Consider the following 15,543-nt stretch of genomic DNA (forward strand, 5'->3'; position numbering starts at 1 on the left):
CTAGCAGGAGTGAAACCATGCGATCCAAACGGATGCATTTTGGTAGGGCGTCAGGGATGGAAGCGAGCGGTTTGTCGATCCCGATTTTGTTGACGGTTGGGCTGGGCGTGCTTGCCGCCGGCCCGTGGATGGCTCGCGCCCAGGGTCCGATCGATCCTGCTCCGGCGGCCCCACCGGCGGTCAAGGTCACGGCGGTGGCCGGAGAACCGTTCGGCGTGGCTCGGGTGCAGCTGCCACTATCGCTCAGCGAGTTCCTGGTTTCCGGTCGAGAGATCTCGGTGACCGATGTCCAAGGCCGCGTCCAATATCCAGTCTCGCGAAACATCGTTCCCGAAGCCGGACCGGCTCGTCCCGACGAATCGATCATCGATCGGGGCGCGCGCCGCCGCCGCGCGCTGAGGCGGCTGGAAATGGCCCTGCAGAATTTGACGACGCCACCCGAACAACGCGCCACCGGACGCGAGGTGTATTTTCTGTTTCGCGGGCGACAGCCCTTTGCGGTTCAGTTCAGCGGGGCGACCGAGCTGGCGCTGGAGGTGCGTCCGACGGCCGCCGCCGATCAGCACCGGATGCTGCTCGATGGCTGGTGGCAAGCCTACGGCGAAACCGCCGTCCACGCGATCGAAAACGCTTCCTACCCACCGTTCGTCGAAACCTATCTGCTGTCGATGCTCAGCCGGCGGCTGGACCTGCCGTATCCGCAAGCGGCTGAGAACGCGTTGGCCGAGCGCGAGCAACAGTGGAGTTCGGTGCTGGAGATGATCGGCGGCACCGAGCGGTTGCGGGCGACGTTGCTCGAGCAGGCCGCGGCCCGTGTGTCGGCCACCCAGGCGCTGGCCAGTCTACCTCTGCCGGAACCGCCGGCTTGGCAAGACGGTCCGCCGATCGATCTGCCCGAGGAGGTGATCGTCGAGGAGACCGCTCGCCACGTCCCGCCGGAATGTTTCTACCTGCGGTTTGGTTCCATTGAGAACTACCTCTGGTTCACCGATCTGTCGCGTCTGTACGGGGGCGACATCACCGCGATGGTCAGCTTGCGCGGCGTCAATCAGGGTGGAACGCGGCGCGTCGAAGACCAGTTGGCGATGAAGTTGACCGAGGTGTCGCGGTTGCTGGGCGCCACGGTCGTCGAAGACCAAGCCATCGTGGGAACCGACCTGTTTCTCTCCGAAGGCGCGTCCCTGGGCGTGTTGATCAAATCCAAGAACAACTTCCTCTTGGATGCTTCGCTCCGCAATGAACGCAGCGGGCGAGCGCGCGCGGAATCCGACGCGACGCTGGAGGATGTGGAGATCGCCGGACGCTCTGTCAGTCTGTTGTCCACGCCGGACAATCGCTTGCGTTCGTTCTTGGCGGTCCACGGAAGTTATTTCTTGGTGTCCAACAGTCGGCATCTGGTCGAACGATTTTTTGCCGTCGCCGATGGAGCCCCCTCGCTGGGCGAAACTCGCGAGTTCCAGTTGGCTCGCCGGCTGATGCCCGTAGACCGCCAGGACACGTTGTTCGCGTACTTTTCACCGGGCATGCTGCGAAACCTGGTCGGCCCCAAGTATCAGATCGAACTGCGTCGCCGTTTGGTTTCCCATGCGGACATTTCACTGCTGCGACTGGCGGCCCTGACGGCGGCCGGCGAGGGGCGGCCGCTGGAATCGATCGAAGACCTGATGGCCGCCGGTTACCTGCCCCGCGGATTCGGACTGCGTCCCGATGGCAGTGGGCCGCTGCGCCAGCAAGACCGCGTCGTCGATTCCCTGCGTGGCAGCCGCGGATCATTCCTGCCAATCGCCGACGTTGCGATCGACAGCGTCACCGAAGAAGAAGCCGCTTGGTATCGACGGCGCGCCGATTATTTCAGCGAACATTGGAAACAGTTCGATCCGATCATGGTTGGCATCGGACGCAACGACATCGAGGGCGGGATGGAACGCTTGACGATTCACGCCGAAGTCGCACCGCTGGTTCCCGAGAAATACGGAACGCTGGCTCGCCAGTTGGGACCGCCGACCCGGGCCTCGATCCGCTTTGCGCCCGACGACATCGTCTCGGTGCAGGCTCACGTGGAGAGTCCGGAACTGGGCGGGACCATCCCGCCGCATCACCTGTTCGCCGCGATCAAAGATGCTCATCCGCCCGAACCAGAACAGTTCAGCGGCGTGCTGCGAACCTATATGGCGCTGCGAGCCCTGCCGGGATACCTGGGCGCCTGGCCCCAGCCGGGACTGCTGGACCGGTTGCCCCTGGGACTGGGCCAAGGGGTGCTCGTGGAACCGGGGCTGACCCGGTTGTTGGGCGGCCTGTACCGATTTCAGGGCGGCGATTTCAGCGTGCTGTCCTTCCAGCCCGAAGTGTTGGCCAACTCGCTGCCGGAAATCGCCGTGGTCCAAAGCGATGACGAAGCCCAGGTTCGGTTGCATGTGGGCAACCTGGTGGGCAGCCAGCTGGAAGGCTGGGTCAATGACCAGCTGTATCAACAAGCGGCCGAGCTTTCGCAGGCCGGCGCGGCGTTCCTGGACCGGTTGAGCGAGCAACTGAAACTGGACGAGGCGTCGGCGCTGGCGGCCAGCGAGCAATTGCTGGACGCCCGGTTGGTCTGTCCGCTGGGCGGTGAGTACGAGCGCCGCGAGACACCGCGTGGCCGGCGCTGGGTCAGCACTGCCTGGGATTCCACGGCCGCCGCCCCCCACCGTCACGCGCCGCCGGACTATACCGCCCCGGTGCTGAAATGGTTCCGCGGCGCCGATGCGAACCTCACGCAGTACGAGGATCGCTTGGTGATCGATGCCGCCATCGATACCCAGCACGAACGTCCGGGTCCCGCCAAGCCGCGCACCCGCTCCGATAGCACCACGATCCGCAAGGCCGATTTCTAGGCGGCCAATGTGGCATAGGCTTCCAGCCTGTGAACAGTGGCATAGGCTTCCAGCCTGTGAACAGTGGCATAGGCTTCCAGCCTGTGAGCAGTGGCATAGGCTTCTATGCCTGTGAAAGTATCTTCACAGGCTAGAAGCCTATGCCACAAGGCTTCTATGCCGCTTTGGCCACGGGCATCCCACGCATCGCTTTGCGGCGGCAACAGCGTTTGTACTTTTCGCCGCTGCCGCAGGGGCAGGGCGAGTTGCGTCCGACCCGCCGCCGCCGTCGACGACGTTTCCCAAAAATCCGCTTCGGGTTCTGGTGATAGATCCGCTGTAGCATCGCGTACAGTTCGGGGTTCTTTTGCTCAAGCAGCGCCGGGGCTTCGAAGAAGTACTCGCTCAGCACCGCAAAGTATTCGGCTTCGTTGGTGTAGGCGTAGTCATCGATATGCTCGCCTTGGCGGACCTCTCGCTTCAGTTCCTCGCCGACCCAGCGAACCCAGGGCTGGTAGGCCGCCTGGTCCAAACCCGGCGGGATCCCGTCCACGTCGCCATCGGCTTTGTCCACCAGATGTGCAAATTCATGGATGCCGACATTGCGTTTATCGGTCTGGTTGCGGAACCCGGCCAACAACGACGGCTTGGACAGAATCATCACGCCGCTCAAATGGCCGACCCCCACCATCCCCAGCGTATTGGCGTTTTCGACGTTGTCGGTCTGGTAGTCTTCGCTGAAGGAACTGGGATAGATCAGCACCTCGCCCAGCCCCGCGTACTCCCAGTCCTCAAAGCCCATGATCGGGATGACCGCACTGGCCGCGACCAAGACCCGCGTGCTCTCCTCGACCTCGGTGCCGATTCCCGTGATCGTGACCTCGTCCAGGAAGACTTTTACCAGATTGCGAAACCGCTCCCGTCGTGGCTCGTCCAGCACGCGAAAGTAATCCACCTGCGATACCAGTGCCGCTTCCCAGACCTCGGGAAAGCGGCTCGCCAGCACCTGTTTGCGGCGCAGTGTACGGCGACGCAACAGGTAGTAGACCAACGGTGCGGTCGCCGCCAACAGCAACCACCAGGGTGCCCAGACGAACGCAAGTGCGCCGCCAACAAGCAGAACGATTGCCGCAACGGTCGCAGCCAGAATCTGGTTGCTGCGATTGCTTTCCGGCGTGACCAACATGGCTGTCTCGTAAAGAAATGAAAACGGTCGATACGAGACAGCGTACTCGGGCGGTCAAACCGTCGACGAAACAGACATCGCGCCGGGACGGAAATCGCGCCGCATCAGAAGTCGGGATGCGTGTCCCGGAGGATTTCCAGAATTTCCTTCCGCACGTGCGCGTCGAGATGCGCGAACTGTTCCGAGTCGTCCTGTCCCTGCAGGATCTCTGTGGCCCGGCGGAGTACGCGCCGGCGGACCTCCTCGGGCAGGCTGACAAAGGCTTCGGAATAGACCAGGAAACTGCAGGGATAACGGAACAGTCGCGTCTGCAAGTCCAGGTCTCGCAGCGATCGGCCTTGCGAATCGCGGACTCCCGCCGCCGCAAACTCCTCGGCAAATCGGCTGGTCCCCGTTACGGGTGATTCCAGCGGATACTCCTCGCACATAAACATCCGCTCCACCAGCTTTTCGGTCACACGATCGATCCGGCGATTGGCACTGTCGCTGATGAAGTCCGGTTCGCGCTCCAACAGACGGTTCATCGTAAAGGATTGATGCAGCGCCTCACGCGTCTCGAAATTGGCCGCCGTGATGGCGTTGTGCATCTGGGTCTGATGCTGCAAGACCATCAGGGCCACGATGTCGCTGTGGGGCGTCAGGTAGGGTTTGGTGGAAACCAAATCGTCCAAGCTGGTAAGGTTCGCACCCTGATCCAAATCCATCTGCTCCGTACCGCTGGTCATCTGGTTGCCCATGTGTCGCATCTCGCCGTGTTGGCCCGTCACGTACCATCCGCCCCAGCGTTCTTCAAACGGACTGGTCTCGTCCGTGACATAGGTTCCTCGGCCCAACAGCGGACGACCGCCGCGGTCGCTGTAAACGCTGCGCATCAGATAGCCCGGAACGTTCTGGGTGCGGCTGGTCGCGTGACACGTCAAGCACTGTCCCTGGTCGCGGACGAACTGAGGACGCGGCTGCGGTGTCTGTTCAAGCGTGTAAAAGATCGCTCCCTGCTGCGGATCGGTGACCGCGATCTCCAGAAAGTCGCCCCGCTGGCACCAGCCTACGTACACCGTTTCGTTGAAGTATAGGGCTCGCGGTCGCAGGGGACTGATGCGGTGGATCTGTTGGCTGGTCTTGGAAAACACCAACGTCTGCGAGCTGACCGGCACGTCCAACTGGTCCAACAAAGCCGGCAGGTACCCGTGCTGGTCATCAAAGTCCAGTTCGACTTCGCCCCGCTCGATCCGCTCGGCCAATTTGGCGACCGCGTCGTGGACCTCGGCATCCAGATAATCGATCGGCGACAATTCATAAGAGGCCGATTGGGCGCTCAGCTGCAGAGGGCAGCACGCCGCGAGAAGCACGATGGCCAGCAAGCGGAAAAACCATCGGAACGCAGGTGCACACGGCATGGCAGGACCTCCGAGAGGGGAGTCGTAGCGAGGCGGGAGAATGGACCGTCGCGAAGCCGGCTGTTCCATAGCAGCTCAGCTGTCCCAATCGAGAATTGTTCCAGTCGAGAATTGTCTCAGCCGCGCTGGGCAAACCCAAAACCCAAAACCCAAACCTCAAAACCCAAAAGCGACACGGGCCCGTTCTAGTCAAAAAAATTGTACACGAAGCTATGCAGATTGCAAGGGCGGAGGGTGGGGCGAAGCGGCCGCCAGCCGGGTGCGGGGGCGCCGGTGCTGGCCGTTGCGGTGGGCCGGTTCGGTAATCTGTACGCTTCGTCGCGAGCTTGAGGCGTGCCGAGCGGTTTTGCGGCGAGCAGCAACGCGTTTTATCGACCTTGTGCGTTGGGGCGCGCCACAATAGAGAAGGTGAGTGGACCACAGGTGCGGTCTGCCGTCGTGCACGCATTCAAAGCAATGGAGATGTTCATGCGTTGCCCTCTGCCGCTGGCTCGCGTGGCGATCCTGGTCGCCCTCTCGCTGGGGGCCGCCCCATCCGCCGTTGTCCCGACTGGGCCGACCGCTGCTTTCGGACAGGTGCCCGGCTTCGGACAAGTTCCCGTCTTCGGACAGGTGCCCGGACGCGCGGCGCCGGCAGCGACCGCGCCGGCCGTTTCCCAGCCCCCGTCCCTGGGACAACCGCCTGCGGCCAACCAGCTGGAACCTTTGCCGTCGACCGAAGCGGTGCGACGTCAGGAAGCCGAGCGCGAACGGCTGTACGAGGAGCTGGCCAGCGAGGTCGCCGCGCTGGAGCGGATGGGAAATCTGGTCAAGCGAGTCGCTCGTCTGGTGCGTCCCAACGTCGTCCACATCGAAGCCCACAAGACCGAAGAGTCGCGGGGCCGGCGAGAATCGTTCGAGGAAGCCGGCTCGGGCGTCCTGGTCGCGATCGATCAACGCTTGTGGGTGCTGACTAACCGGCACGTGATCAAGGGAGCGGGGCCGGACCAGATCGCACTGCGGCTGAGCGACGGTCGCGAGATCCGGCCGCAGCAGATCATCTCCGACGTGAACACCGACATCGCCGTGATCGAAGTCACCGACGACGGGCTCTCGCCGGCCCGGCTGGGGGACAGCAACCGCGTCGAGATCGGCGACTTTGTGCTGGCCATCGGCAGTCCCTTCGGGCTCAGCCACTCGGTGACCTTCGGGATCTTGAGCGCCAAGGGTCGCCGCGACTTGACGCTGGGCGACGAGAAGATCGAATTGCAGGACTTCTTTCAGACCGACGCGGCGATCAATCCCGGCAACAGTGGCGGACCGCTGCTGAATCTCCGCGGTGAAGTGATCGCCCTGAACACGGCCATCGCCAGCAGCAGCGGCGGCAGCGAAGGCATCGGGTTTGCCATCCCGATCAACATGGCCATGAACGTCGCCAACCAACTGGTGCGTCACGGCCGTCTGCAGCGGGCTTACCTGGGCGTCACGCTGGATCCGGACTACACGGCGGCCGACGCGGCCCGCGCCGGGATCGGCTCGCCGGGCGGGGCCTTGGTCAAAGCCGTCCGCCCGGGATCGCCGGCGGAACAGGCCAAGATTCGCCGCGGCGACGTGATCATTCGCTTCGGCGGACGGACGGTCGAAAACGACGATCACCTGGTCGCACAGGTCGGGCTGACGCCGGTCGGGACCGAGGTGCCCATCGTCATCCATCGCGAGGGTCGCCAGTACCAGACCAAGGTGAACCTCGGCCAACTGCCCCAGTGATCCGCGTCGCTGAACGGGCCAGACTGTGGACAGTGTCGCCTTTCGCTCCGCCGAAAGTAGCCGCCGAAAGTAGCCGAAGTCGCCAGACTTTGGACAGACCACAACTCTCCTCGGCTGGGGACAGCCGAGCTACTTTGATTCCTTAGACGCTGGCCATCCGCCGGCCGCCACGACGTCGTTCGCTTTCCTTCAAGCGGATTTTGCGCAGCCGAATTTTGCTGGGCGTGATCTCGACCAGTTCGTCGTCCTCGATGTACTCCAAGGCCGCCTCCAGGGACAGTTCGCGGGGCGGTTTGAGGATGACGTTTTCATCGCTGCCGCTGGCCCGCATATTGGTCAGTTTCTTCTCGCGGCAAGGGTTCACCGTCATGTCGTTGTCGCGCGCGTTTTCGCCGACGATCATGCCTTCGTAGATTTCCTCGCCGGGGCCAACGAAAAACTCCGAGCGCTCCTGCAGGGCGAACAACGCAAAGGGCATGGTCTTGCCCGAAACCATCGACACCAGCACGCCGTTGCTCCGCCGCGGCACCTCGCCTTCGATCGGTTGGTAGCTGTGGTAACGGTGATGGATGATCGCGGTGCCGCGCGTCATATTCAGCAGCCGGGTGCGCAGTCCGATCAGTCCGCGAGCGGGAATCAGAAACCGCAGCAGGCTGTAGTCACCGCGCTGCTGCATCTCTTCCAGCTGGCCGCGCCGCAGCCCCACCAGCTCCATCACCGGCCCCATGTTCTCGGTCGGTACTTCGACGTTCAGCACCTCGAACGGTTCGTGCGGTTTGCCATCGATCTGCTTGAAGATCACCCGAGGCTTACCCACGCTCAGTTCGTAGCCTTCGCGGCGCATCGTTTCGATCAGGATTGCCAGGTGCAGAACGCCGCGGCCTCGCACCGCATAGGCTTCGGCGCCTTCGACCATTTCCACGCGCAGCGCGACGTTGCGTTCCAGCTCCTTCATCAAGCGAGCTTTCAACTGTCGCGTGGTTACATACTTGCCTTCGCGGCCGACCAGCGGCGAGGAGTTGACGCTGAACACCATCTCCAGCGTGGGTTCGTCGACGCGCAGGCGTGGCAGGGCCTGTTCGTGTTCTACCGCCGAGATGGTGTCGCCGATCTCGACGTCGGCCAGCCCTTCGATCGCGACGATGTTGCCGGCCCGGGCCTGTTCGGTCGCGGTTCGTCCCAGATTGTCGAACGTAAACAGTCCGGCGATCTTGGTGACCTGCGAGCCTTCGGCTCGGTGCAGCCGAACCGTCTGATTGGCCTCTATCGTGCCCGAGAGTATCCGGCCCACGGCGATGCGGCCGACGTACTCCGACCAGTCCAGGGTCGTTACCATCATCTGCAGCGGAGCGTCCGGATCGACCTCCGGACCCGGCAAATGATCGACGACCAGGTCCAGCAACGGCCGCATGTCGGTGCCGGGCCGGGTGGGATCGGTGGTCGCAAAACCTTGTTTGGCCGACGTGAACACGTACTGGACATCGTCCAGTTGTTCTTCGCCGCCCAGTTCGGCCAGCAGTTCCAGAGCTTCATCGAGCGCTTCGTTGGGGCGACCGTCGGGCCGGTCCACCTTGTTGACCACCACGATCGGTTTGACACCCGCCTCGAGCGCCTTTTCCAAAACAAAGCGGGTCTGCGGCATCGGCCCCTCGGCGGCATCGACCAACACGAGCGCTCCGTCGGCCATCTGCACGACCCGCTCGACCTCGCCACCAAAGTCGGCGTGGCCCGGCGTGTCGATGACGTTGATCTTCACGCCGCGATAGGGCAACGCAATGTTCTTCGAAAGGATCGTGATGCCCCGTTCGCGTTCCAGATCGTTGGAGTCCAAGATCCGCTCGCCTTGCAGCTGGGCGTCTCGGAACTGGCCGCTTTGACGCAGCAGGCAATCGACCAACGTGGTTTTGCCGTGGTCGACGTGGGCAATGATGACAATGTTTCGGATGTCGTCGCGACGCATGCGCTGTTGCTACCTATGGTGAGCCTAATAACAAATGGATGGGTAGCCCCGCGGGGCCGACCAGAGATGGGTGCCGTCGTAAGCAGGATGACGGCCAAAGAGCTGGTCGGCTGGCCCGGCGCTTGCTCCGCCGGTCGCCGCCCAAGATCCGTGTGTGGGAAGGTTCTCTTTTTTAACGACCGGCCAGCTGCCGGCTAGACCTTTTCTCGAAACGGAGACGATTTCTTTGGGCCTCGGTCGGCCTCGGATCTCCGGCCGCCGTGGCGACCGGAAACCCTTCGGGCCGCTTGCGGCGACCCGAAGAAACAAAACTTCACAGCAACGAAACTTCCGCCCGGGCGGTGGAATCAGTGCTCGTGGTGGCTGATTTCGGCTTTGGCCGCTTCCTCACCGGTCAGCGCCACGATCTCGACTTTGACGCCCGCTTCGTGGTCTGCCGTCATCTTAACGTGGCTGAACAGTGCCGGATCGCTCAGCCGCCAAGCTCCCTCGCCCAAATCCTCGGCCTTTTCAAACGCGTAGGGGTCCAACTGGTCGTCGCCCACCTGGACGTGCATCTCAACGGCTTCGACCTGCTCGGCGTCCTCGGGAAGGATGACCTGCAGTTCCTTGCCCTCGTTCAAAATCACCCACTCGGCTTTCAAGTCGCCCGGCTGGAGCGTCGCAAAGTGGCCGCCGTGAGGGCCGAGATGATGATCGTCGTGGTCATGCCCGTCGTGGTCGTGGCCGTCGTGATCGTGATCGTGATCATGATCGTGTCCGTCATGATCGTGATCGTCGGCTTCGCTGCTGACCGCTGGCGAAACGTCGTCGGCGCCGCCGTTACAGCCACTCAATACCAACGTCGCGGGAAGGACCAGGACGCAACAAGCCGCCCACCATCGTACTGCTGACAAACGTTGAACCATTCTTCACCGAACTCCATACATGAATTGAATGCCTGCACTGGTTTTCCGAAAGCAAACCGTTCCGGGGCAGACGCCAGCTAAAGGGATTCTCATTCTAGGCAGCGGATGCCAAATGGCGTAGGGCCCCGGAGTCGCCACCGAGCAGCGTGTGGTCCATCGTCGCGGAGCGGCGCCGTAGGGCCACGAGAGGGAGGCCTGGACGATGCGCGGCCACCGGTTGGTCGCCCAACGAACGGTTCGAACAACATTTTTGATTCCTTTTTTGCCCCGTTGCTCGGCGCCGCGGGGCGCCGGCGGTTCGGCAACGGCTCCACGCCGGCTTCGCTAGCGGACAACCATTTGCCGTAGCGGCACAATAACGGCCGTCCTGCCGCCGTCGCGGCCAGGGACACCAGAGTGGCGGGAGCCGGGGCGGCCCGGCGACGAGCCGCAGTCGTGCCGCGTAAGCAGCCTCCATGCCAAAATCGACACCTTTGTCAGCTCGATACAATCTGTTAGAAAATGGGCTCCCGCGGTGATGACGTGCGTCGCGGTTTCTTTTTTAAACTAGCTTGTGAAATTTTTCACAAACCTTTTTTGTGTTGGTTCCGGGACGAGCATTCATGACCGTAATCAAGAAGGGTCTCAATTTACCGATCACCGGTTCGCCCGAGCAGCGGATCGAGTTGGCCCCGCACGCGGCTCAGGTTGCGTTGTTGGGCGACGACTACATCGGGATGCGACCGACGATGTTGGTCCAGCCGGGCGATCGTGTCCAACTGGGCCAGCCCATCTTCGAGGACAAGAAGACCGAAGGGGTGGTCTACACCGCGCCGGCGGCCGGGACCGTTGCGGCGGTCAATCGGGGTGCCAAGCGGCGTTTCCTGTCTTTGGTGATCGACGTCGAGGGCGAGGACGCGGTGGACTTTGGCAGCGCGGACGTCGAAGCGATGAGTCGCGAGGCGGTGGTCGAGAAGTTGACCGCCAGCGGGCTCTGGTCGGCGTTTCGGACTCGGCCCTACGGTCGCGTTCCGGCTCCGGCGACCCAGCCGCATTCGATCTTTGTCCAGGCCATGGACACCAATCCCTTGGCGGCCGATCCGGTGGTGGTCCTGTCGCAGCGGAATGAAGAATTCACGCTGGGGTTGTTGGCGATTCAGAAATTGACCGACGGGGCGACCTACGTTTGCAAGACGCCCAAGGCCGAGATCCCCGGTGACGGGGTTCCGGGCGTGCGGGTGGAGACCTTCGACGGCCCGCATCCGGCGGGGTTGCCGGGCACGCACATCCACATGTTGGATCCGGTCGGACCGACCAAGACGGTGTGGTACATCAATTACCAGGACGTGGCCGCGATCGGCTCGCTGTTGCAGTCGGGCTATCTGGATAACCGCCGCGTGGTATCGCTGGCCGGGCCGTTGGTCAACCAGCCGCGGTTGTTGGAGACTCGCATCGGCGCCGATTTGTATCCGTTGGTGGAAGGCCAGTTGGACGAGTCCCGCAAGCCGCGGATCATTTCCGGATCGGTATTCAACGGCCGCCGCGTCGACACCGACGTGCACTTCCTGGGCCGCTACAGCAATCAGATTTCCGTCATCGAAGAAGGTGACCACCGCGAGTTCCTGGGCTGGCAGGGCCCGGGTCTGAACAAGTTTTCGACCACTCGCGTGTACGCTTCGGCGGCACTGAAAGACAAGAAGTTTGACTTCACCAGCTCCACCCACGGCAGCGAGCGGGCGATGGTTCCGCTGGGCACCTACGAAAGGGTGATGCCCTTGGACATTTTGGCAACGCAATTGTTGCGAGCCTTGATCGTCCGCGACACCGAACAGGCTCAGCTGTTAGGCGCGCTTGAGTTGGAGGAGGAGGATTTGGCGCTTTGTACGTTTGTCTGTCCCGGCAAGTACGAATACGGCTCCATCCTTCGCGACAACCTGAACACAATCGAACTCGAAGGTTAAGCCGATGCAAGCACTGCGAGATTTCCTGGACAAAATCCATCCGCACTTTGACAAGGGAGGCCTATTGGAAAAGGCCTACCCGATGTACGAGGCGATGGACACCTTTTTGTATACCCCGGGCGAGACCGCCAAGGGGGCCACGCACGTCCGCGACGCGATCGACCTAAAGCGTATGATGATCACGGTCGTCATGGCGTTGGTGCCGGTCACGTTGTTCGGGATGTGGAACGCCGGCTACCAAGCCAATCTATCGATCGCCGCGATGGAGCAACTGGAGGTGTCGGTCGAACAGGACTGGCATCATGCGGTGCACCAGTTCTTGGGCTTCGAGAACGATCCCGACAACCACTGGGACAACTTCGTGCTCGGGGCGATCTTTTTCATCCCGATCTATGCGGTGTGCATGTTTGTCGGGGGGCACGTGGAGGCGATCTTCAGTGTGATCCGCGGCCATGAGATCAACGAAGGATTTCTGGTCACCGGTCTGCTGTTTCCGCTGACGCTGCCGCCCTCGATACCGCTGTGGCAGGTCGCGGTGGGGATCGCCTTTGGGGTGATCGTCGCCAAGGAAGTTTTCGGCGGTACCGGTCGCAACTTCTTGAACATCGCCCTGACGGCGCGGGCTTATCTGTACTTTGCTCACGCCGGCGACATCAGCGGTGACAAGGTCTGGACGGCCGTGGACGGCTTCAGCGGTGCCACGCCGCTCGGTGCATTGGCGATCGCGCCGGTATCGGAGACGGTGGAGGAGACGCTGGGTTCGATCCAGTACACGTACACCTCCAACACGGCCAGCGAAACATTGGCGGCGCCGATCGACTGGACGTCGGCCTTTTTGGGCACGATCCAGGGTTCGATCGGCGAAACCAGCACGCTGCTGTGTCTGGTCGGAGCCTTGATGTTGATCGCCGCGGGCGTGGGTTCTTGGCGGATCATGGTCAGCGTTCTGGTCGGTGCTTTTGCCACCACGCTGTTGATGAACCAGGTCACCAGTGACACGAACCCCATGTTCGACATTCCCTTCCACTATCACTTGGCGATCGGCAGTCTGGCCTTTGGCTTGGTCTACATGGCCACCGACCCGGTCAGTGCCGCGATGACCAACGGCGGCAAGTGGGTTTACGGAGGTTTGATCGGGTTGATGACGATCCTGATTCGGGTGGTCAATCCGGCCTTCCCCGAGGGCGTCATGCTGGCCATTTTGTTCGGCAACGTATTCGCGCCGCTGATCGACTATTTCGTAATGCAAATCAATATTCGGCGGAGGGTTGCTCGCTATGAAACAGCGTGATTCATTGGCTTACACCATGGGCGTGGCATTCGCCCTGTGCGTCGTCTGTTCGCTCAGCGTCAGCGCCGCGTACGTGTTTCTCAAACCGCGGCAGGAAGAGAACAAGGTGCTCGACCGCCAGCGCAACATCATCGATGCGGCGGGTCTGGCGGCCGACGAACTGGGGATTCCCGCTTCGGACCTCAGTCGCGACCAGGTCGATGAACTGTACCGCGTGGTCGAAGAACGCTTTGTCGACCTCCGCAGCGGTACCTACACGACCGAGGTCGGCAAGGATTACGATCCTCGCGAGGTCATCAACAACGCCGAACCGGACTACATCGAACAGATGCCCGCGGACATCGTGAATCCCCTGGGCAGTGAGATCCGCGAACGCGTGGTTCGCGTCTACTTGATCAAAGATTTCAAGGACCAGAACGTCGTGCGTCAGGTCGTCTTGCCGGTCTATGGCAAGGGACTGTGGTCCACGCTGTACGGCTACCTGGCACTGAAGAAAGACATCGAAACGGTCCAGGGTCTGACCTTCTACGAGCACGGCGAGACGCCGGGCTTGGGGGGCGAAGTCGATAACGCCAACTGGAAAGCCCAGTGGGTGGGCCGCCGCGTCTTTGACGATGAAGGCAATCCCGCCCTGGGCGTCAACAAGGGGCCCGCCCCCGACGAGAACCCCTACGTGGTCGATGGCCTGTCCGGGGCGACGATCACCAGCAACGGCGTGACCAACCTGCTGCAGTACTGGGTCAGCGACCACGCTTACGGCCCGTACCTGGAAAGATTAAGAGCCGAATTGTCCGGCGGCGAACCGGTTCCCACCACCGGCGGCGGTGCTCCACCGGCCAGCGACGCTGCCGGCGAGAACGCCGAGGGTGAGGACGCCACCGAGGATCCGATTCCGGTTGTCCAACGCAAAGATCCCGCGCCGGCCGCCGTGTCGGAAGGAGAGGACCAATAAGCCATGGCTAAGTTAAAAGCAACGGAAGTCCTGTTTGGACCCATCTTCCAAAACAATCCCATCGCCCTGCAGATCCTGGGGATCTGCTCGGCCTTGGCCGTGACGACCAAAATGAGCACGGCGCTGGTGATGTCGATCGCCGTGATCGCTGTGGTGTCCTGCAGCAACGTGGCCGTCAGCGCCATCCGGCACTACATCCCCAGCAGCATCCGAATCATCGTCCAGATGACCGTGATCGCCTCGCTGGTGATCATTGTCGACCAGGTCTTGAAGGCTTACCTGTTCGAGACCAGCAAGCAGTTATCGGTCTTCGTCGGCCTGATCATCACCAACTGTATCGTGATGGGCCGGGCGGAAGGCTTTGCGATGAAGAATGGCATCCCGCTCAGTTTCCTGGACGGGTTTGGTAACGGGCTCGGGTACGGTTTCGTGCTGATGTTCGTGGCCTTCTTCCGCGAACTGTTCGGCAGTGGATCGGTGTTCGGCTATACCGTCTTTCCGATGATTCGCAACGGCGGTTGGTACGATCCCGACAACATGATGCTGCTGCCACCGAGTGCGTTTTTCCTGATCGGGTTTTTGATCTGGGTGATCCGCGTGTTCTACCCCGAACAGATCGAGGAGGCTTAAGGAAGCCATGAACGAATACATCAATATTTTTGTCAAAGCGGTTTTCGTCGAGAACCTGGCCCTGGCGTTCTTCTTGGGGATGTGCACATTCCTGGCGATCTCCAAGAATGTGAAGACGGCCCTGGGATTGGGCGTTGCGGTGGTCGTGATCCTGACGATCACGGTGCCGGCCAATAACCTGATCTTCACCTATCTATTGAAACCCGGCGCCCTGGTCTGGGTCTCGGACCTTTCCGGCGGAGCCTTGTTGTCGCGAGAAAACGCTCAGGCCCTGGACCTGACGTTCCTCAGCTTCATCAGTTACATCGGCGTGATCGCGGCGATGGTGCAGATCCTGGAAATGTTCCTCGACCGGTTTTTCCCACCGCTGTACAACGCCCTGGGAATTTTCTTGCCGTTGATCACGGTCAACTGCGCGATCCTCGGTGCTTCGCTGTTCATGGACCAACGCCGATACGACTTCTCACAGTCGATCGTCTACGGCTTTGGCTGTGGCGTGGGTTGGGCCCTGGCGATTGCCGCCCTGGCGGGGATTCGCGAAAAGATGAAATACTCCGACGTGCCGCCCGGTCTGCGAGGCTTGGGGATCACGTTCATCACGGTCGGCCTGATGGCTTTGGCCTTCATGTCGTTTGGTGGAATCCAGCTGTAAAAACTGTGGTAACGACCCCGAAACCGCGGTTA

General features: G+C 61.8%; 11 protein-coding genes. 7 read left to right on the forward strand and 4 right to left on the reverse strand.

Annotated elements, in window-relative coordinates; all coding sequences use genetic code 11:
- Positions 1-71 precede the first annotated feature (71 nt).
- On the forward strand, positions 72-2,870 hold the full coding sequence (locus GE027_RS02280) for a hypothetical protein (RefSeq protein ID WP_153555548.1): 2,799 nt from the start codon (positions 72-74) through the stop codon (positions 2,868-2,870).
- Positions 2,871-3,024: 154 nt separating this feature from the next.
- Here GE027_RS02280 and GE027_RS02285 read toward each other — a convergent pair whose 3' ends face one another.
- Both GE027_RS02285 and GE027_RS02290 read right to left on the reverse strand, forming a co-directional pair.
- Positions 3,025-4,035, reverse strand: a complete 1,011-nt coding sequence (locus GE027_RS02285; RefSeq protein WP_153555549.1) for a zinc-dependent peptidase — start codon at positions 4,033-4,035, stop codon at positions 3,025-3,027.
- Between the two features lie 104 nt (positions 4,036-4,139).
- On the reverse strand, positions 4,140-5,432 hold the full coding sequence (locus GE027_RS02290; protein WP_202617304.1) for a hypothetical protein: 1,293 nt from the start codon (positions 5,430-5,432) through the stop codon (positions 4,140-4,142).
- A gap of 468 nt (positions 5,433-5,900) precedes the next feature.
- Here GE027_RS02290 and GE027_RS02295 point away from each other — a divergent pair, with 468 nt between their 5' ends.
- Entirely contained in the window at positions 5,901-7,178 is a 1,278-nt protein-coding gene (locus GE027_RS02295) for a S1C family serine protease (protein WP_153555550.1), read from the forward strand.
- Positions 7,179-7,320: 142 nt separating this feature from the next.
- On the opposite strand, the gene typA is transcribed toward GE027_RS02295, so the two are convergent.
- Both typA and GE027_RS23000 read right to left on the reverse strand, forming a co-directional pair.
- Positions 7,321-9,138, reverse strand: coding sequence for a translational GTPase TypA (gene typA, locus GE027_RS02300; protein WP_153555551.1), 1,818 nt, complete (start codon positions 9,136-9,138; stop codon positions 7,321-7,323).
- A 347-nt stretch (positions 9,139-9,485) separates the two neighbouring features.
- Positions 9,486-10,034: a hypothetical protein gene (locus tag GE027_RS23000; protein ID WP_153555552.1), complete on the reverse strand. Its 549-nt coding sequence runs from the start codon at positions 10,032-10,034 to the stop codon at positions 9,486-9,488.
- 614 nt (positions 10,035-10,648) lie between these two features.
- Between GE027_RS23000 and GE027_RS02310 the strand changes: the two genes are divergently transcribed.
- The 5 genes from GE027_RS02310 to nqrE are packed head-to-tail and all read left to right on the forward strand — an operon-like array spanning position 10,649 to position 15,511.
- Complete coding sequence (locus tag GE027_RS02310) at positions 10,649-11,986, forward strand: Na(+)-translocating NADH-quinone reductase subunit A (RefSeq protein ID WP_153555553.1); 1,338 nt, start codon at positions 10,649-10,651, stop codon at positions 11,984-11,986.
- A 4-nt stretch (positions 11,987-11,990) separates the two neighbouring features.
- The gene (locus GE027_RS02315) at positions 11,991-13,277 is read left to right on the forward strand and encodes an NADH:ubiquinone reductase (Na(+)-transporting) subunit B (protein ID WP_153555554.1); all 1,287 of its coding nucleotides are present in this window, start codon (positions 11,991-11,993) and stop codon (positions 13,275-13,277) included.
- Positions 13,264-14,229 (forward strand): Na(+)-translocating NADH-quinone reductase subunit C, encoded by a 966-nt coding sequence (locus GE027_RS02320; protein WP_153555555.1) that lies wholly within the window; start codon positions 13,264-13,266, stop codon positions 14,227-14,229. The genes GE027_RS02315 and GE027_RS02320 overlap by 14 nt, the downstream gene beginning before the upstream one ends.
- Before the next feature lie 3 nt (positions 14,230-14,232).
- Positions 14,233-14,859 (forward strand): NADH:ubiquinone reductase (Na(+)-transporting) subunit D, encoded by a 627-nt coding sequence (locus GE027_RS02325; protein WP_153555556.1) that lies wholly within the window; start codon positions 14,233-14,235, stop codon positions 14,857-14,859.
- Positions 14,860-14,866: 7 nt separating this feature from the next.
- Positions 14,867-15,511, forward strand: coding sequence for an NADH:ubiquinone reductase (Na(+)-transporting) subunit E (gene nqrE / locus GE027_RS02330; protein ID WP_153555557.1), 645 nt, complete (start codon positions 14,867-14,869; stop codon positions 15,509-15,511).
- Positions 15,512-15,543 lie beyond the last annotated feature (32 nt).

It is taken from the genome of Roseimaritima sediminicola (genome assembly GCF_009618275.1).
Classification (GTDB): Bacteria; Planctomycetota; Planctomycetia; order Pirellulales; family Pirellulaceae; genus Roseimaritima; species Roseimaritima sediminicola.

Bases quoted from the DNA above. Each gene is read 5' to 3' on its own strand.
- GE027_RS02285 (WP_153555549.1), bottom strand. From the start codon at position 4,035: ATGTTGGTCACGCCGGAAAGCAATCGCAGCAACCAGATTCTGGCTGCG.
- GE027_RS02290 (WP_202617304.1), bottom strand. From the start codon at position 5,432: ATGCCGTGTGCACCTGCGTTCCGATGGTTTTTCCGCTTGCTGGCCATC.
- GE027_RS02295 (WP_153555550.1), top strand. From the start codon at position 5,901: ATGCGTTGCCCTCTGCCGCTGGCTCGCGTGGCGATCCTGGTCGCCCTC.
- typA (WP_153555551.1), bottom strand. From the start codon at position 9,138: ATGCGTCGCGACGACATCCGAAACATTGTCATCATTGCCCACGTCGAC.
- GE027_RS02310 (WP_153555553.1), top strand. From the start codon at position 10,649: ATGACCGTAATCAAGAAGGGTCTCAATTTACCGATCACCGGTTCGCCC.
- GE027_RS02315 (WP_153555554.1), top strand. From the start codon at position 11,991: ATGCAAGCACTGCGAGATTTCCTGGACAAAATCCATCCGCACTTTGAC.
- GE027_RS02320 (WP_153555555.1), top strand. From the start codon at position 13,264: ATGAAACAGCGTGATTCATTGGCTTACACCATGGGCGTGGCATTCGCC.
- GE027_RS02325 (WP_153555556.1), top strand. From the start codon at position 14,233: ATGGCTAAGTTAAAAGCAACGGAAGTCCTGTTTGGACCCATCTTCCAA.
- nqrE (WP_153555557.1), top strand. From the start codon at position 14,867: ATGAACGAATACATCAATATTTTTGTCAAAGCGGTTTTCGTCGAGAAC.